Origin of the sequence: Alkalibaculum bacchi, from assembly GCF_937875145.1 — a bacterium.
In the GTDB taxonomy this organism is placed as follows: domain Bacteria; phylum Bacillota; class Clostridia; order Eubacteriales; family Alkalibacteraceae; genus Alkalibaculum; species Alkalibaculum bacchi_A.
The window spans coordinates 1-18,618 of record NZ_CALNCS010000226.1; the positions used below are offsets into that span (position 1 = coordinate 1).

General features: G+C 33.8%; 20 protein-coding genes. 12 read left to right on the forward strand and 8 right to left on the reverse strand.

Annotated elements, in window-relative coordinates; translation table 11 throughout:
- Nucleotides 1-27 precede the first annotated feature (27 nt).
- The 4 genes from Q7P22_RS15040 to Q7P22_RS13155 all read right to left on the reverse strand — a co-directional run bounded on the left by Q7P22_RS15040 (nucleotide 28) and on the right by Q7P22_RS13155 (nucleotide 3,733).
- Nucleotides 28-126 (reverse strand): pyruvate formate lyase family protein, encoded by a 99-nt coding sequence (locus tag Q7P22_RS15040; protein ID WP_113920131.1) that lies wholly within the window; start codon nucleotides 124-126, stop codon nucleotides 28-30.
- Nucleotides 127-476: 350 nt separating this feature from the next.
- Entirely contained in the window at nucleotides 477-800 is a 324-nt protein-coding gene (locus Q7P22_RS13145; protein WP_303864872.1) for a hypothetical protein, read from the reverse strand.
- 185 nt (nucleotides 801-985) lie between these two features.
- Nucleotides 986-3,007, reverse strand: a complete 2,022-nt coding sequence (locus Q7P22_RS13150; RefSeq protein ID WP_303864873.1) for a catalase — start codon at nucleotides 3,005-3,007, stop codon at nucleotides 986-988.
- A 270-nt stretch (nucleotides 3,008-3,277) separates the two neighbouring features.
- Entirely contained in the window at nucleotides 3,278-3,733 is a 456-nt protein-coding gene (locus tag Q7P22_RS13155) for a DUF441 domain-containing protein (protein ID WP_113920134.1), read from the reverse strand.
- Between the two features lie 282 nt (nucleotides 3,734-4,015).
- Between Q7P22_RS13155 and Q7P22_RS13160 the strand changes: the two genes are divergently transcribed.
- On the forward strand, nucleotides 4,016-5,080 hold the full coding sequence (locus Q7P22_RS13160) for a DUF3810 domain-containing protein (RefSeq protein ID WP_170128182.1): 1,065 nt from the start codon (nucleotides 4,016-4,018) through the stop codon (nucleotides 5,078-5,080).
- Nucleotides 5,081-5,174: 94 nt separating this feature from the next.
- Here the strand turns inward: Q7P22_RS13160 and Q7P22_RS13165 are convergent, their stop codons facing one another.
- Nucleotides 5,175-5,693: a nitroreductase family protein gene (locus tag Q7P22_RS13165; protein ID WP_303864876.1), complete on the reverse strand. Its 519-nt coding sequence runs from the start codon at nucleotides 5,691-5,693 to the stop codon at nucleotides 5,175-5,177.
- A 183-nt stretch (nucleotides 5,694-5,876) separates the two neighbouring features.
- Between Q7P22_RS13165 and Q7P22_RS13170 the strand changes: the two genes are divergently transcribed.
- The 3 genes from Q7P22_RS13170 to Q7P22_RS13180 are packed head-to-tail and all read left to right on the forward strand — an operon-like array spanning nucleotide 5,877 to nucleotide 8,542.
- Nucleotides 5,877-7,466, forward strand: a complete 1,590-nt coding sequence (locus tag Q7P22_RS13170) for a hypothetical protein (protein WP_113920138.1) — start codon at nucleotides 5,877-5,879, stop codon at nucleotides 7,464-7,466.
- A 3-nt stretch (nucleotides 7,467-7,469) separates the two neighbouring features.
- Nucleotides 7,470-8,195: a hypothetical protein gene (locus tag Q7P22_RS13175; protein WP_303864880.1), complete on the forward strand. Its 726-nt coding sequence runs from the start codon at nucleotides 7,470-7,472 to the stop codon at nucleotides 8,193-8,195.
- Nucleotides 8,196-8,224: 29 nt separating this feature from the next.
- Nucleotides 8,225-8,542: a hypothetical protein gene (locus Q7P22_RS13180; protein ID WP_303864882.1), complete on the forward strand. Its 318-nt coding sequence runs from the start codon at nucleotides 8,225-8,227 to the stop codon at nucleotides 8,540-8,542.
- A 107-nt stretch (nucleotides 8,543-8,649) separates the two neighbouring features.
- Here the strand turns inward: Q7P22_RS13180 and Q7P22_RS13185 are convergent, their stop codons facing one another.
- From Q7P22_RS13185 to Q7P22_RS13195, 3 genes are all read right to left on the reverse strand, one after another.
- Entirely contained in the window at nucleotides 8,650-8,946 is a 297-nt protein-coding gene (locus tag Q7P22_RS13185; RefSeq protein ID WP_113920140.1) for a hypothetical protein, read from the reverse strand.
- A 151-nt stretch (nucleotides 8,947-9,097) separates the two neighbouring features.
- Complete coding sequence (locus Q7P22_RS13190) at nucleotides 9,098-10,738, reverse strand: diguanylate cyclase (protein WP_303864884.1); 1,641 nt, start codon at nucleotides 10,736-10,738, stop codon at nucleotides 9,098-9,100.
- A 19-nt stretch (nucleotides 10,739-10,757) separates the two neighbouring features.
- Entirely contained in the window at nucleotides 10,758-12,506 is a 1,749-nt protein-coding gene (locus tag Q7P22_RS13195) for a GGDEF domain-containing phosphodiesterase (RefSeq protein ID WP_303864886.1), read from the reverse strand.
- A gap of 446 nt (nucleotides 12,507-12,952) precedes the next feature.
- On the opposite strand from Q7P22_RS13195, the gene aroD reads away from it, so the two are divergent.
- The 8 genes from aroD to Q7P22_RS13235 all read left to right on the forward strand — a co-directional run.
- Nucleotides 12,953-13,711 carry a type I 3-dehydroquinate dehydratase gene (aroD, locus tag Q7P22_RS13200; RefSeq protein WP_303864899.1) on the forward strand — a complete coding sequence of 253 codons (759 nt, stop codon included), beginning with the start codon at nucleotides 12,953-12,955 and terminating at the stop codon, nucleotides 13,709-13,711.
- A 140-nt stretch (nucleotides 13,712-13,851) separates the two neighbouring features.
- Nucleotides 13,852-14,076 carry a hypothetical protein gene (locus Q7P22_RS13205; protein WP_303864888.1) on the forward strand — a complete coding sequence of 75 codons (225 nt, stop codon included), beginning with the start codon at nucleotides 13,852-13,854 and terminating at the stop codon, nucleotides 14,074-14,076.
- Nucleotides 14,077-14,382: 306 nt separating this feature from the next.
- Complete coding sequence (locus Q7P22_RS13210; protein WP_303864890.1) at nucleotides 14,383-15,075, forward strand: GTP-binding protein; 693 nt, start codon at nucleotides 14,383-14,385, stop codon at nucleotides 15,073-15,075.
- Nucleotides 15,072-16,106 carry an ATP-binding cassette domain-containing protein gene (locus tag Q7P22_RS13215; RefSeq protein ID WP_303864892.1) on the forward strand — a complete coding sequence of 345 codons (1,035 nt, stop codon included), beginning with the start codon at nucleotides 15,072-15,074 and terminating at the stop codon, nucleotides 16,104-16,106. The genes Q7P22_RS13210 and Q7P22_RS13215 overlap by 4 nt, the downstream gene beginning before the upstream one ends.
- A gap of 35 nt (nucleotides 16,107-16,141) precedes the next feature.
- Nucleotides 16,142-16,900: a Rossmann-like domain-containing protein gene (locus Q7P22_RS13220; RefSeq protein ID WP_303864894.1), complete on the forward strand. Its 759-nt coding sequence runs from the start codon at nucleotides 16,142-16,144 to the stop codon at nucleotides 16,898-16,900.
- Between the two features lie 19 nt (nucleotides 16,901-16,919).
- The gene (locus Q7P22_RS13225; RefSeq protein WP_303864896.1) at nucleotides 16,920-17,630 is read left to right on the forward strand and encodes a methyltransferase; all 711 of its coding nucleotides are present in this window, start codon (nucleotides 16,920-16,922) and stop codon (nucleotides 17,628-17,630) included.
- 179 nt (nucleotides 17,631-17,809) lie between these two features.
- Complete coding sequence (locus Q7P22_RS13230; protein ID WP_303864897.1) at nucleotides 17,810-18,181, forward strand: GntR family transcriptional regulator; 372 nt, start codon at nucleotides 17,810-17,812, stop codon at nucleotides 18,179-18,181.
- Nucleotides 18,178-18,618: ATP-binding cassette domain-containing protein (locus tag Q7P22_RS13235; RefSeq protein WP_303864898.1), on the forward strand; the 441-nt coding region annotated here is incomplete at its 3' end. The genes Q7P22_RS13230 and Q7P22_RS13235, both read left to right, overlap by 4 nt.

Consider the following 18,618-nt stretch of genomic DNA (forward strand, 5'->3'; position numbering starts at 1 on the left):
CTACACCTCGCCTAAAGGCGAGGTGATTTACACTATTAACTTTGTTTGTTTCTTAGACTGCAAAAACAAATAGGTAAGCTCGTTGGTTGCGTCTATACCTTCCTTTGTCTGTCCTCCTATAGTCACAGCCTCCCAGTGGGCACTCCTTTATTCTCCTTATAGGCAAAATATCCTACAATTAGGATTTGTTCTACTTATTCATGCTTATTTTTATACATAGATATTTTAAATAGCCTTATGAAGTCGCTATTAGTTCAATAATTATTGATTTTCTACTTCTATATTCTACTGCTAATTCCTCGCTTTACATTTGAGCTGCTTTATAAGCAATGTTTCATCGGTAGGTAGATAGGTATTCATTTGAAAATTAGAGATTTTTCATAAGAGTTACAAAAATGAAGAGTAGATAGATTGTTGTTATAATTCTAATGATTTTATAAAATCATTAGAATTATAACAACAATAACAGCAAAATATCATAATAACTTTCTATTTTCATAATCTTCTTTTTGATACAGTAACTCTCCACCATTAAGAATATTTGATACAACTATATCCCCCTTTTTTATTGCCATTTCTACTTCTTGGCTCGTCAGTGAGATAATATCAAAAGGAGTGTCAAGCTTGATATCAGCAGAATAAAAAATCCGGCGAATTTGCACTCTTTTACGAAAGCTGCTTTTATTTTCATTCCAAACTACTAAAAAAAGTTTAATCGTCTTTAAATCAAGAACATAAATTTGCTCTGCATCTATTCTTTTAATCAATTGGCTAATGATCGGTTCATAGCTCTTATCCATTAAATCCTCCCCCTGTCAGAACTTACGTTCTGATACTATTATACCCCAACATTTGGAAATTAACCAGGAAAAATTAAGTGTTTTTACATTTTAAATGTATTTTGTTCATTAAAATCAAAGATAATACCAAAAAAACCCCCATTAGGGGGCGAAAAACGAATAGCTGGACACTGATTGCTGGTAGCTTAAAGTGCTACTTCCCTTTTCCAGTGTCTATGCATTGAGATATCATGAATCATCTTTTGTACATTCGTATTGTCTATTATAGTAACTCCTGTTTGGCCTTTCATTTTAGGATTTAATAGACTAGAAGCAGAATTTGAAACAGCTAGTGGCTTGTAATGTATAAAGGTTTCATTAATATATCTCTTTACATCAGCCTGGAAAGTATCACAGCCTTGATCTCCTAAAAGTACAATGATTCCATCGTGAAGAACTGGATCCGTTGACAATAGAGTATAAATGGGTATGTGATTATTTCCATTGCTGTCCTGTACAGGACTAAGGGACTGAGCAATAATCTCAGGTTTGGCTTTTGCAGTCGTTAAGGCAGTTACAATGTTTTCATATTCGTTTACATCAAATCCATTCGATACAATGATTCCTATTTTTAAAGTGTCTGCCTTTTTCACTGTATTTTCTTGGCTAAGAGCTGGAGATACTTTTTCATAAACAGATTGTTGTGTTTTTGGAGGATTTACCCCAATAAACTGAGCTACTTGTGTCATCATGTCCGTATTGATGCTTCCAAACATATCAACTACCTGTTGCCTAATATCCATGCATTTTACTTTAGCAAGCTCAAATTTAAAGGCTTCAATAATATGCTGTTTCTCAACTTCACTCATGCTGTTGTAAAACATTGCGGCCTGAGAGAAATGATCTTTAAAGCTGTCACTTCTCTCCCTGATTTTGCTTCCGTGAACCGTCTCTTGATAATGGGCATAGCCCCCTTCACTTTCAGGGATCGTTTTTGGCGTATTATTTGCCATAGAATTTGCATGATAGCTCACCTTGCTTGTATTAATTGTCATTCTGTGGTATCCATCTCTTTGATTATTGTGGAAAGGAACTACAGGGCGATTAATAGGAATTTCATGGAAGTTTGGGCCTCCAAGTCGTATTAACTGGGTATCCGTATAAGAGAACAATCTGCCCTGAAGTAAAGGATCGTTGGTAAAATCAATCCCCGGAACTACATTCCCAGGATGAAAAGCAACTTGCTCTACTTCAGCGAAGAAATTGTCTACATTTTTATTGAGAGTCATTTTTCCAATGATTTTTACTGGGATGTCCTCTTCTGGCCAAATCTTTGTAGGATCTAATACATCAAAATCAAACTTAAATTCATCTTCTTCAGGAAGGAGTTGAACGCCTAACTCAAACTCTGGATAATCTCCGCAGTCAATAGCTGATTGAATATCTTTACGATTAAAATCTGGATCTTTGCCCGCTATTTTTTGCGTTTCATCCCACACCAGTGAATGTACACCTAAAACAGGCTTCCAATGAAATTTGACAAAAGTGGCCTTTCCCTCTTTGTTAATCCATCTGAAGGTATGGACGCCAAAGCCTTCCATCATACGAAAACTTCTTGGTAAAGCGCGATCAGACATAACCCACATAACCATATGAGCAGACTCTTGATTGTTTACAATAAAATCCCAAAAAGTGTCATGAGCACTTGAAGCTTGAGGAACTTCCGTATCTGGCTCAGGTTTATGAGCATGGATAAAATCTGGAAACTTTATGGCATCTTGTATAAAAAACACAGGCATATTATTTGAAACTAAATCGTAATTGCCTTCTTGAGTATAGAATTTAACAGCAAAACCTCTTACATCTCGAACCGTATCTGCAGAACCTCTAAAACCAGCAACTGTGGAAAATCTTACAAATACAGGTGTCTTCACATTGGGGTCTTGTAAAAAGCCTGCTTTTGTATAGTTGGCCATAGATTCATAAAGAGTAAATTCACCATGAACCCCTGTTCCTCTAGCGTGGACTACTCGTTCTGGAATTCTCTCATGATCAAAGTGGGTTATTTTTTCTCTAAAATGAAAATCCTCCATTAAAGTAGGGCCTCTTTCCCCTGCTTTTAAAGAAAATTCATCTTCTGATAAAGGCAATCCGTGATTGGTAGTGAGAACTTTGTCACTGTCATCAACTTTAAACTGTTCTAGTTGCTCTTGCTTCTTGTTATCCATCTTATACACCTACCCATATTTTGTTAATAACTTTCTCACTAGTGTTATGCCCCTATTGGGAAACCTTTATTCATAACAATTATTAAACGTCAATTGAACAATTATTAAACAATAGTTGAACCGTTGGTAAAACAATTGTATATGACAATATCTGAAACAAATATGGGTTTAGTGCACTTAATCATAATGGCCTTACATGAAATGGTCAACGAAACTAGTACTCACCAATAAACGGCTACAAAGTTCTGCTTTCAGCTTTCCACATTCCGCTTACTTATGAATTAGTTTCAATACAAAGGCCAACATACCCGAAGTAATCAACGGTCCCACGGGGACCCCTCCTAAAAAGGACGCTGCTATTACTGCTCCAAAGATTAAAGAAGGCATAATATTTCCATGGCCCTGCACTGTTAGGTACTGTACACCTAAGCCACTTAAATATGTAGTAAAAAGTGAAATCAGCATTGCAATAATGCCAATCCACGATGTAAACACATTTTTAATATTCCCTAAATTAATTTCCCCACTAGCAATGGGAATTAGAATAGCTGCAATTAATAGCACTAATCCTATAGACATCCCGTAACTTTCTATAGTTGGGAAAAGATATTTATCTAAGCTTAAAAGCTTAATCAATAACAACAAACAGGATGCAATAGCTACAGAATTGGCCTTACCTAAAAGTGAAATGCCAAGAATGGCAAACAAAATAATATTCGATTCCAGTTCAAATCACCCCTTTGAAAAATTTGATTCCTTAGTAGTATATTCTTGCATAAAATCTTACATTACAAATAAACAAAAACTTGACAATCACTTTCACAAATATATCTTTATGGGAGGTATACTTTTTTTAAAAAATTCTCAAATCCAAATCTTGGTATCTATTAATGAAATAGAAAGTGCGATATAATATTTTATATAACGAAGCTTTATCCAGCAAGTTTTCACCCTTTGCTGGATATTATGTATATTAACGGTATTATTATTGAAAGGAGGGATAGAAGTATGGTTGTTAGTATTTTCATTGCTTTTATAGCATTTCTTACGTGGCTTCTTACAATTTTTGCATCTAAAAACCCTGAAACTGTAGAGTCTATGTACTCTTCAACAATTTATCCATACATAGCAAAATTCCTTAGCGCCTTTAATGGATTCGTTCCCATATCCCTTGCTGAAATTTTACTCTTTGTCTTATTGTTGTTTTTAGTGTTACTACTATTAAAACCTAAATTGTTCTTTAATAAAAAAACTCAATTTTTTCATTTTTTAGTAAGAACAATAAGTTTATTATATATTGGTTTTTATCTATTATGGGGTTTTAATTATTACAGGCTTGATTACATAGAAATCGCGAATATGAACACTGAACCTGCTACTATGCAAGAATTAGAAGAACTTACTGTTCAAACTATAAGGAAAATAAACCTCGTTCGTCAAGGTTTACAAGAAGACTCTAATGGGGTATTTGTTTTAAAAGATTCTTTTGGTGAATTAAGCAAAAAAGCACAAAAGGCATTTTACAAAGAAGACAACGATCTATTATTTCCTATTAACGGACATGCAAAACCGATTTTTTTATCTCAGTGGATGAGCTTTACGGGAATTATGGGAATTTACATTCCTTATACTTTTGAACCAAATATAAATACGGATATTCCTCCCCAGAATCTTCCATCAACTATTATTCACGAAATGGCACATCAACGGGGTTTTGCTAAGGAAGAAGAGGCAAACTTTATCGCTTATAAAGTATCCACCAATCATTCAGATCCAATTTTTCAATATTCAGGTTACTATCTAGCAATGCAGTATTTAATGGAGGAAATGCACAAATTAGATGAGAGCAGTTATAAAATAATTTACTCGACTATTAGCGATGCTGTAAAACGAGATATGGAATACAGCAGAAATTACTGGAAAGCAAAAGAAGGAAAAGCCGAGGAATTAGCCCATAAACTAAACGACAATTACCTAAAAGCCAACAATCAGACACAAGGCATCCTAAGTTATAATGGCGTTGTAAAACTTTTATTATCTGATTTTAAAGACACTTCTTCTAACAGTAATTGAACAATGGCCTTGCTAAGTTCTAAGTAAAGTCAGCAGGTCGCTCCGCGACCGCTGATTTTACCTGACCACCTGACCACCTGACCACCTGATCGCCTTACCACCTTCCATAACGAATCTTATCATATGGCAATTCGTCTTCATCGTAAGGTTGCTTTTCCTCCCCAGGATATCCCATTCCAATGATGCATTCTACAGAGTATTGTGCTGGTATACCTAAAACACTTTTTACAAAGTCACTTGAACTATTTCCATCTTTCGTTTCTCTATTTCTCACTTGGCACCAACAAGCCCCCAATCCTTGTCCATGGGCTTCTAGAAGTAATATGGTAGCGATAATAGATGCGTCTTCAATCCATATATCTGTAACTGTAGGGTCTCCTACAATAACGATGCAGGCAGAAGCGTCGGCTAAAAAGCTTGAACCTACTTCTCTACACTGAGATAATTGATTGAACTGTTCCTTTTCTGTGACTGCTATAAGATTCCAAGGTCTCTTCCCCCTTGACGAAGGAGCTGTTAAAGCACCTTGCAAAATAGCTTTAAGCTTGTCTTTTTCTACTTCTCTGTCTTCAAACTTCCGAATACTTCTTCTTGTTTTGATTATATCTAACATACTTGTCACTCCTTTCCTCTAAAAAACTATTTTCTTATAGTATACACCTTTTCCTAAAGAAACCAATACTTCAACAAGCAACAATATCATACAAATTTCTACAGTATATGATAAAATAAAAATTATCCCACAAATATTTATATTCTATAACATGCTTTTTATTTCAAAAGGAGTAGATCACATATGGTTGACGCAAATATCATTAAATTTCCAGAAATAAAACTTGCAACAGAAGATTTTGAAGTTGAGTTTGATATGGAACTTGAAGCCGTAGGCTATCAGAAAGAAGAAATTAGAAACGGGCTAAATTATATTGATGCACAGTTAATATCCATTCATAGAAGAGTAGATGAATTAAACAAGGAGATAGATGGTTTAACGAATCATTCAGACGGTATTGATTACATAATTGCAGTTAGTAGTGGTATCCTTGCAGGAATTATAGATTCATTTTGGGTTGGCAAATTTGATTTTGAAAATGGTAAGGATTGGGGTAATGATAAGGTCAATAACTTTGTTGTTAAAATGGCACAAACGCAAGGATACGAGGGTGATAACCTTGAAGGAGCAATTAGATACTTAGAAAGTGGAAAAAAACATGGAAATTCTGGAATAAGGAGCGGATTTGGAGCACCAAGTGACAGCACTACAAATGAACTTGGTGGACCTCTTCAACACCATTTGCGTGATTTTGCACATCACCCAACCCCTATGGGTCTCATGTTTTCTTTACTCACCCAATTTACTGAAAAAGCATACGGAACGGATACGAATGGACATTTTATAGTAGTTAATATAAAAGATAAGGCATACATTGGTAAAGATATTCCACAAAAGCTTTTATTCGGCTCTGTATTCTGGTTTCTTCATCTCGTCAGTGATATGGCAGGATCAAATAAATACCATGGTGCTGGAACTGGTTTGCCTGGACCTTTGCTTTCACTTGCAAAAGAATTATCCGTACTTCCTTTCTTTAAAAACATTCATATTGGCGAGAATACATTTTCGGAGTGGCTTTCTAAGCTATTTAATGGAACTTTACTTGGTGAGCACAATTCAGAGGGGAAAGTTATTGACAAGGTTCGATTTGATTTGCGAGCAGAATTAGGAGTAGCACATGAACTTGGACGTCAGGCAATACCGGTTATAATCAATGAATGTATTGTACGAGGCTTCTACTTCATTCGTCGACTTGGAATGGAGATAAAAGAAAAAGGTATAAGAGAGCTAGGTGAGCTAGGCAGAGTAGACTGGGACAAAGTCAAGCCTACTAAGAATCGCACCATTGTACGGATGCTAACAATTGCAACAGGTACATTTACAATGATTGACTTAGGTGATGCTGCAATACGAGGAGGCATAGAATCAATGAAGTCAGCTGGAAATCCATCAATGTTTGCTAAAGAATTCGTTTTGCGTGTAAACTTTGTTGGAGTAGGAAGATTTGCCATTGCAGTGGGAACAGATGTATCAATGGGTATTAAAAACGATAAGCTTCGAAATGAGAGAATGGCCCTTCATAGCAAGCAATTGCACTTCATGAATGCAAAAATATATTATATGCAAGCAGATTCTTGGGTAGCTGCCCAAACAACGGAAAGAACTTTAAATGAGACAGCCGAAGTAATGAAAAGAGCAACTATATTTACAATGGAAACATGGAAAGCCAATAGAGAATCAATGAATAATATCGGTACATATCGCCAAGGTATTGAAAAACATAATCCTGGATTAATCAAAGATATTCATTCTGTTTTAAAATGGGGGTTATAAGCTATGAATCAAAATGGTGATATTTTGCAAACTGATACAGTAATAGAACCTAGGGTGCCAATCCTAAGTGAAGGCGATTTACCTGAAATAATTCAAGGACAATTTATTAAAATTAAAGAGCTCGATAATAGTGTTACTGAATCCATAGAAGCAGCAAATAGAGCATTAGATTCTGCAGAGAGAGCCAAAAATAAATCCGTCGGTTTTGGAAAAAAAAAGGCTGCAATAGAAGAATTGCAATCAGCAGGAGTAGATTTAGCCGAGGCAGTTCAATTAGGTACAAAAGCTCATAAAATATCTTTTGAATTTCAAACTAAACTAGCAAAAATCTCTCAATACTTATTTGCATTAGGCTGTACTAATCTTGCAAACAATCGTACAGTAATTCAACAACTAGAGATGAAACTTCAAGGAGCTTCCGAAGAAGAATTATCTGAACTGGCAACGCAAGAAGTAATCACTGTAGTAAAACAATTAAAGAAACAAGAAGATCTTTTAAAAAAACTAGAAGATCTCACTAATTTGATAAAAAATCACCATGAGCGTTTGGAAATCCAGTCTAAAAAGAACCAAAAAATTGATTGTCAACTACAAGCACAGGAACAAATTGATAAACTTCATGATCAGAAATTGAAGCTTCATGACGAAAATGACAAAAGACTGAATCATCAATTGAAGACTCAAGCTGAAAATCAAAAAAACTTGAAGAATCCTTACAAATTCAGGTAGAGATTAGTAAAGGACTCCAAGCAAAATTGTTGGTTCACGAACAAATCTATACATCTCATGAACAACAACTGAAAACCCTGGATGAAAATCATAAACGGCTTGAAGAATCTTTGCAAGCTCAGGCTGACATTGATTTACTTCATAGTAAACAATTAGAATCTCAATCTACATTAGGACAATCCCACGATGAACAATTAGCTTCTCTAAAGGAAATAAATAAGACCCTGAAAAATGAAATTGACAGTTTGAAAATCTTATTAGGATCTAAAGCGAACAACAAGTTTGCGTTGTTCACTTTATTCATTGCAATTAGTGCATTAGCGCTGTCTCTAATGCGATTTTTTTAGAATTTATAGACTCTCTATAAATTCACAAATATCTTCCTTTTATACAAGCTACCAAAAGAACCTCTCTTTGTATATGAGAGGCTCTTTTCTAGATAATATTCATACTACTACTCATCCTTTTTCCTGGATAATGCCAATCCGCCAAAACCACTGATAATAGCCATATAAAAACCCAAATTATAAGTAAAGCCATTATTGTAGATTTCATAGATGCTTATATTGTCGTTAAATAAGGAATAAATAAGTGAGAATGGTGCAATCCAACCATGCCAGATCCCTGAGAAGAATCCTGCCGTATCTGTAGGGCTATTACTTCCATCTCCTGGTATGCAACCAGCCAAAGACAAGCAGAAAAGCAAAATAACTGCTAGTAAAAGTGATTTTTTCATTACTTTCTTCTTCATACTTTCCCCCTATTTTATAGATTGGAATAATTGCTTCAATATATATCTCTATTAAATCAAGCTTATCACATCAAAATTGTCATTGCAAATAAATGCGCCGAAGCTACGATTAAAATACAAGCATCAGAATTTCTCTTATAATACTAGTAGGTCATTCTATGATTTTAATAAATAGTTCTGCAAGCTTAGGATCATATTTTTGCCCTGCAAATTCCTTAATATGAGATAAAACTTCTTTTTTCTCTATTGGATTGTTCTCATCATTCTCATTTGTATATCTGTCATAGCACTCAGCTAAGGATATGATTCTAGAATACAATGGAATTTCTTCTCCTTTTAGTCCTTGTGGGTAGCCGCTACCATCCCACAGCTCATGATGATGCAAAACGGCTTCTGCTAATTTATTATTGGCATGAACTAAGTTTAAAATTCTATACCCTAGTAAAGGATGTTTTTTCATTTCTTTTATTTCTTGATGGCAAAGTTTATACTCTTTATCAAAATACTTTTGATCCAATGCAACCTTTCCAATATCATGGATATAACCAGCTGTTTTTAAATTTTGTATCTCATCTTCCGGCAAAAACAATACTCTGCCTAATTTCTCACACAATTGACTTACACGGAGGTAATGATTATATTCTGTTTCACTAATCTTGTGTAATTCATTTATTATGAAACTGACGAGTTGCTCTTGTACTTCCTTTTTCCTTATAGATTTCTCAAAGTACATTTTTTCTTCAGCTTTATCTATTACCTCTTTAAAAGATTGATTCTTATCTACTTTAGTATATGCACCTAAAGACATGTCACATTTTATAAATCTTACTTTTTTCATAGGCAGTTCGTTTTTTATTCTACTGATTATTTTTTTTGCTTCACAATAATTCGTTCGTGGAAGTAAGATCATAAATTCATCTCCACCGATTCTCGCTATAATGTCATCAGCCCTACATACCTCTTTTAATACCTCAGCAATTTTTTTTAGCAGTAGGTCCCCGTAGCTATGTCCAAAGATATCATTCGTAAATTTCAGACCATTGACATCACCCATTATAATAGAAATCGGTAGATTTCTCTCCCTATCAAGGCGTTTTACCTCTTCATCAAAAAATCTCCTATTATACAAATCTGTAAGAGAATCATGAAAGCTTAAATATTCGATATTTTCTAGTGTTTTTCTTCTTTCTACTGCATGCCACACTCCACTCATCAAGGCTGTTAAGTGATAAATATCCTCGTCATTGTAATCTCTACTTTTGTTGCCAACGCCTACTATAGCCACGATTTCGTCATCAATAATAACAGGAATTGTCATTAATTTATTTAAAGACCCATATCCCTTTGGACATCCTGAACATCCTTTTTTTTGTACACATTCTTTGTGAACATCATTTATTACAATTGGTTTTTTCTGCCTTACTACCTCCTCACATACGCCTGTTTTGTCGAGTTCATACTTCATCGATTCTTCCATTAGAATACAATCTTTTATAATGCTACTTGTCCATGAATTAAGGCAAAATTCTCTTCTTTCTTCATCATATAAATAGATATACCCATATTGGCTTTGTGTTAACTTTAGAGCTTGATGTAGGAGATAATCTAACTGCTCTTGTTTGCTTATAAATTTTCTTGTCAAGACATTTGTTAATATTTGTAATCTTAAAACTTCTTTTTCATATCTTTTTTTATTTTCTATTAAAATATTATTACGTCTTTTATAAATCAAAACATGAATGAGTAAAACAAAAATGATGAAAATTAGTATAATAATGCGTACTCCGTTCATTATTACTCCTTTGATATTATTAGTCTTGTATTCCTAACATTCTAAGTGCCTCTTTTTCATAGAGAGGTTTGCTGAAAAGGTACCCCTGAACAAAATCACAATTATTATCAATCAAATATTGTTTTTGCTTTTCATGCTCCACTCCCTCAGCAATAACAGTACAGCCGAGTTTGTGTGCCATAGAGATGATATCGCCTGTAATAACCTCTTCTGTTTTTAGCTTAAGTAATTTATCTATAAAATACTTATCAATCTTTATACAGTCTACGTTCAATTCTCTTAAACGGTATATTGATGAATAACCCGTACCAAAATCATCAATGGAAATTTCAATTCCCATTTCTCTCAATGCATACAATTTTTTATTGACCATTTCGCAATTATCCATAAAAATGGATTCTGTAATCTCAATTCCAAGGTTTCGGGGATTGATTTTTATACCTTCGACTAATGCTCTTAAGTCACTAACAAATTCATCTCTTAAGAGCTGAATCGTAGATACGTTAACAAAAACATTTAAACGATCATAACCAGCTAATTCTAACTTCTTAATAAATTTACACGCCATATGTAAAATATCTAAGCCAATTGGTACGATAAATTGCATCTCTTCAGCAATAGGTATAAACTCAGCTGGAGACACTAACCCAAGTTCTTTTGATTGAAATCGAGCTAAGGCTTCAAATCCATGTATCTTATTTGTTCGAAGATCTATTATTGGTTGATACTGTAAATAAAATTTTTTATTATTTTTGCCCATTACTATTTTAAACAATTCATCTTTAATATAATTTTCTCTAAATACTTTTTCTTCTAACTCCCCATCATAATAGCAATATTCAAATGTCTTTATATTACTTGTTCTACCTGCTGCAATAGAAACATTCTTAATGATGCTTTCAGCATCATAATTATCTTCTTCAATTTCAAAAATTCCTATAGAACAGCCTATATGATTTAAGATTTGTACCTCTTTAATCGTATCAAAAATTTCCTCACAAAATTGAGCAAGCTCCATTTGATGGTCATATCCTTTTATATAAAATGCAAATTTTTCAAATGATATTTGAAAAATCCTTCTCTTTTCATTTTCAAGGTTTTGTAATTTATACGTTATTGCTTTAATGAGATTTGTACTAAAATGATATCCATAATCTAAGCTTATAGAATTAATCTTATTAAAATCAATTAACAAAATAGCTCTTTTACAATTTTTCCCTTCAATAGATTCTTTAGCTAATTCCCCCTCAAAAAATCGTTGATTGTACAATCCTGTGTATTTATCATGCTCATTAGCATACTTTAATTGATATTCCTTCTTTTTCCAATCTGTAATATCTCGAATGATTGATATATGATTATTTTTGAATTTGTTACTACATTCTAATTTAATTGCAGTTAAAAGAACCCATACAATTGAACCACCTGGCTTTATAAAACGTTTTTCAATAGAATAGCTATTAATACTTCCTTCTATCAATTTATTATACATATAAAGATCCTTTTCTAAATCATCAGGATGTGTAATTTGACCCCAGCCGATTCTTATCAACTCCTCTTTTTTTCTTCCTGTAATCTTTTCGTACATAGAATTAATGAGGGCTAAAGGCTTTTCTTCTCTAGTAATTGGATAACGATTATGTGAAATGGCGATACCAAAGGGTGCTTGTTCGAAAATAGTATAGTAATTTTCTAAAGCTAATACATTCTCCGAAATAATTGACTCACCCCATCTCGCTTCATTATACTTCTGTATTTCCTCAATCATGTGACTCCTCCAGATGTGATTATTCATTCACAAAACTAAATTATTATTAAAGTCTGTATTTCTATTTATATTCAACAAAATTATATATTAATAATTTAAGAAATACAATAAATTACTTATGTATAAATTAAGTGTAAACAGAAGTAAAGTTCTTATATATTATACTTTTAATTATAGCTAGTTCTATATTAATTTAAGGACTTCTATTCAGATATTGATTTACAAATTCTTTCGTAAGAAATCATCAATAAATTCAATGGTTTAAAAGATGTGAATTTATTGACTACCCCTGTAATTTTTCCTATACTTTAAGTAGCTTTTATTATTATGAAAAGAAGTCCTTGTTAAATCGTAGAAAATGAGATAAAGAACAATAAAATTTAGTAGTTCATAAAAGGAGGTTTACAATGGGTAAACTACCAATCATCGAAAGAGTTGTAGGTCATATGAATACTGTAAAAGTAAAAGATATCGTATTTAATGAAGGTGCTCCAAAAATCTGTGTTCCATTAGTTGGAAAAACAGAGCAAGCCATACTGGACGAAGTCGACTTTTTAAATACCACTGACTTTGATTTAGCGGAATTTAGAGTTGATTTTTATGAAAATGTAGAAGATTTTGACAAAGTAGAAGAACTCCTTCAAAAAATCCGTCAAAAGTACAACAAACCTCTTCTCTTTACCTTTAGAACAAAAAAAGAAGGTGGAGAATATGAAATGAGTGAAGAGAAATACTTTCAGCTAAATCATAAGGCCATCAAATCTGGATATATTGATATCGTCGATGTAGAACTATTCTCTTCTGAAAAGAATATCAAAGAACTAATTGCCCTTGCAAAAGAAAAGAATGTCAAAGTCATCATATCAAACCATGATTTTTTCAAAACACCTGAAAAATCAGAAATCGTAAATCGACTCATTAAAATGCAAGAATACAATGCAGATATTACTAAAATTGCAGTTATGCCCCAATGCGAAGAAGATGTGCTAACCCTGCTTTCTGCAACTCTAGAGATGAAAAAACAAAAAGGGGATCGCCCTTGCATCACCATGTCAATGGCATCCCTAGGTGTGATTTCTAGGCTGTCAGGTGAGTTATTTGGCTCTTGCATGACATTTGCAGCAGCAAAAGAAGTATCCGCACCAGGACAAGTTAGCGTAAAAGAGTTAAGAAACATTTTAAATTTGCTACACTTTGAACAATAGTATTTTGGGCAATAATCGAACAATAGCTGAATAGTTGTTAAAATCAAAACTTTCCCTATATAAGCGATGTATAGACTGATTTAAATATAAGTTTCTGGGTATATTATATGTACAAAGTAGATAATAAGGAGGTTATCTTCATGTACGTCAAAAATATACAAATTATAAAGGATTATTTTTTAAACGCTGGGATAACTCCCAAAGCCTTAGAGACACTTATACCAAAACGAATAGAAACAGAAGTTGTTTCTATGGAAGAAGTCTTTGAGTATATTATGGAACCAGAAAGAATGGAAAATGTAAAAACAATTGATTCTGACCCAGAATTCGCTCGTTGGAGCGATGGAAAAGAACTGTTTATGTAAATGAACTCTTTTAACAAAGCAAAAAATAGTGAGGGAAACCTCGCTATTTTTTTGATGATTTTAGTAAAGTGAAATGACAAAACAAGGTTAAATATTGCTCTTTTTTACAGAAATCTAGTAAAAAAATAAAAATATTCTATATTATGTATGGATTAATATTAGTATTTATATTATAATCATATTACATTTGTTTTAGTTTGTTTTAATTTGTTATAATTTGATTAAGATTTCTCATTAACTTGTGTATATCTTTTCTAGTATGATACACTATGGATAATATTAAGTAGAATATATAAGGAGGTTCTCATGAAATTAATCACCGTAGCTGGTCCCCCCTCTTCTGGGAAGACCTCTGTAATCATAAGATTAATCGAATGCATGGACATGCCTAAGAGTAGCATTGGCGTTGTCAAATTCGATTGCCTTACTTCCTTTGACAATCTGCGTTACAATGAGGCAAATATTCCAAATGAAACGGGTTTCTCAGGAAAAATATGTCCAGATCACTTTTTTGTCAGCAATATTGAAGATGCCGTCCAGTGGGGTATCGAATCAAATTTTGAAATGCTTATCACCGAAAGCGCTGGCCTTTGTAATCGTTGTTCCCCCTATATAAATGGAATTTTATCGATTTGCGTCATAGACAATCTCTCTGGAATAAATACCCCAAGAAAAATAGGCCCTATGTTAAAATTTGCAGATATTGTTGTCGTGACAAAAGGAGATATTGTCTCACAAGCAGAGCGAGAAGTCTTTACATTTAATATTAAACAAGTAAACACATCTGCAAAGGTAATCTTTGTCAACGGTATTACAGGACAAGGAAGTTTTTTACTTACAAAGTATTTAAAGCAGACTCAAGATATTGTTACCCTTAAAGACATGAAGCTAAAATTTACCACTCCTGCTGCTGTTTGCTCTTACTGTACTGGCGAAACAAAAATAGGAGACCTCTATCAAATGGGAATGATGAAGAAAATGGAGTTTAATAAATTATGATGACTGAAGACCTTTTTTCCATATTACATAATCAAAATCTCGACGAAGTATTAAAAACATATCCAATTGTTATGGATTTTCTCGCTAATTATCGATTAGAAGATATTCCAAAAGACAAACCCTTTATCGAAGCTTTAAATCAAGCAGATGATGAAATCTTAGAAGAATTTGGAGTAGATCAATACAGTATGCTTTTAAGCTTACATTCTTTTTTGAAAACCTTTACCTCTGAAGAAACTGCTCTAGCCTCTGTTTCTTCCCTGACGATTCTAGGAGGTTTCAATAAATCACGGGAAGCTGAGAGTGTTTCTCTTAAGATTCAATCTGGGGAGATCATCAGTATAGTAGGACCTACTGGCTCTGGAAAAAGCAGACTCTTAAACGATATCGAATGTTTAGCACAGGAAGATACTCCTACAGGGAGGAAGATCCTTGTAAATGATAGAGAAATAGATGAAGATAGCCGTTTTGAGATAGAAGGCAAACTAGTAGCTCAACTTTCACAAAATATGAATTTTGTTATGGACTTAACTGTTCAAGAATTTTTAGAGATGCATGCTAAGAGTAGACTTACTCCCAAAGCAAAAATCGTAATAGAAAAGTGCTTTACATGCGCTAATGATTTAGCTGGAGAAAAGTTCTCAAAAGATACTAAGGTCACTCAACTTAGCGGAGGACAATCTCGAGCACTGATGATTGCAGACACTGCTTTTATGAGCAATTCCCCCATCGTGCTAATTGATGAAATTGAAAATGCCGGCATCGATAGACGCCAAGCTATTGAGCTTCTAGCTCGAAATGATAAGATTATCCTGGTCTCTACTCACGATCCCCTATTAGCCCTTAGCGCAGATAAAAGAGTAGTCATTAAAAATGGCGGTATGTATAAAATAATTGAAACCTCAGAAGAAGAAAAGCAAAGCCTAGCTGCTATTGAAAAGCTAGATAATATTCAGCATATGCTTCGCCAAAAATTGAGATTTGGTCATTGTATCACAGAAGATATATTTGAGAACTTGCAAATTAGGTAGTAGATTAGAATACAAATGCAGAAGGGAGTTTTACTATGTGGGAAATATACGATACTTTAATTGATGGAATCGATGAAGATAAAATTGTAGACGAGCTGATTTGTGGAAGACATTACGCTTATGTCCGAAGTGGAGACTGGGTTGGTATCTCTGGTGTACGCTATGGAGATACGAGACCATCTATTTTCTCTAAAAATTTAATTGGTGCACCTTTAAAAGAGGTAGCGACTTGTATCAAATCTTGGAATTTTCTTGAAGCTTCAATAGGTTTGGCGGCTATAAATGCCAACTACAATAATCTAGACACTGCAAGAAATAATGGCGTTTCCTTTTCCGATATGAAACGGGTTGAAGATCGCATTTTTGACCCATTTATCATGTACCAAAACATGGTCAAAGGTAAAAATGTAGCAGTATATGGTCACTTTACTAAATTAGAGAGTTTGATTGAACCAGTATGTAATCTGTCTATTATCGAATGGGAACCTGAAGACGACGACTTTCCTGTAACGGCTAGCGAATACATTTTGCCCGAATGCGATTATGTTTTCCTGTCAAATAGCAGCGTTATAGATAAATCTTTACCTAGATTTATTGAAACCTCTAAAAACGCCAAGCAAATTACCATCGTCGGGCCAGGAACACCTCTAGCTCCTTGTCTTTTTGACTTTGGCATTGGTGATTTATCTGGATTTGTGGTCAAGGATAACGAAAAAGCCTCTAGAATCGCAGCAAGATCTGAAAATGTTCGAATTTATACTGCTGGACAGAAAGTCTCTTTTAAGAAACCGTAACACAAAGGAGGAAATAAAGGTGAAATTTGATTGGAATGAAGGTACTATTAGACGATACATAGAAGCAAATGAATATACTGGATTTTTTAAAAATGTCGCTCGGATTATTCAGCCAAAGCTAGAAGGCTACTCTACCCTTTGCGACATCGGATGCGGACTTGGTCTTTTGGATTTAGAACTACTTCATAATATTGAAAACATCACCTGTACGGATATAAACCAAGTCGCTCTTAACGCCCTTAAGCAAACGATAAATGAAAAAAACATCCAAAATATAAGCACTCAGATTATGGATTCTAATCATATTCAAGGTCAATGGGATATTATCTTAGTGAGCTTCTTTGGAGCAAAAGAACTAGAAAGTTTCTTGCCCCACTGTAAAAAGTTAATAGCTGTTGTACATGACGACAAGGAAGGTAAACGATTCCCTACAAAGGGTGACACATTTAAAAAAATGAATGTAAGTAATGTAGAAGAAAACCTTAGAGAAAAGAGCATTCATTATTCTTTAACTCACCACGCCTTTGAATTTGGACAACCCCTTACTTCTATAAAAGAAGCAAGAGAATACATCCAAGGTCATACTCCAGACATTACTCCAGAAGATTTAGAGGTTTTTCTTTCTGAAAAACTAAAGAATACAGGAGAAGAAAAATACCCTTTCTATATTCCTCGTATGAAGAAAATGGGGATTTTTGAAATCGAAGGTAAACTATTTGATTCTATTTAAAATTTTTCATATAATAAATCCCTATTGCAAAAGACTGTTAGATGTTTCTAACAGTCTTTTCGATTATTAATTAAAATAATTATTTTAATTAACGATTGACATTCTAGATAGAATTATGTATTATTGTATTAAGCACTTAGTACATTGATACGAAATTCATTTATGTTAGGAGTGATAACATGTCGTGGGATTTATCATCGGACCGACCAATATATGTTCAACTAATCGAGCAAATAGAACTTAAAATCTGCGCCGGAATCTATCCATCAGGCTCAAAGATGCCATCGGTCAGAGATTTAGCACAAGAGGCATCTGTAAATCCAAATACTATGCAAAGGGCCCTTTCTGGATTAGAAGACGCTGGTTTATTGTATAGTCAGCGCACCAGCGGACGATTTGTAACGGAGGATGTAGATATGATAAAAAAAACAAGAACAAAACTAGCAAAAGAACAAATCGAAGTCTTTTTAAAAAAGATGTCGAGACTAGGATTTGAGCACGAAGAAATCGTGGAAATATTAAGTAGTTTATCAGGGGGGAATGAAAAATGAGCTATATCTTAGAATGTAATAATTTAACCAAAACCTTCAAGGGAAAAACAGCATTGCAAGATGTAAATCTAAAAATACCTACAGGAAGAATTATTGGTTTATTAGGGCCAAATGGCAGTGGAAAAACCACTTTCATCAAACTATGTAATTCTCTACTTACGCCTACCAAAGGTGAGCTGTTTATTAACGGAAAGAAGCCTGGAATCGAAACGAAAGCTGTAATCTCCTATCTTCCAGAGCGCAGCTATTTAAATGATTGGATGAAGGTTAAAGATGTAATACAGATGTTTGAAGACTTTTACCATGATTTTAATTCCAAAAAGGCATATGATATGCTAAATAAACTACATTTAAAACCTGATGACAAACTAAAAACGATGTCAAAGGGCACTAAAGAAAAGGTACAGCTCATATTGGTCATGAGCCGAGAAGCTAAG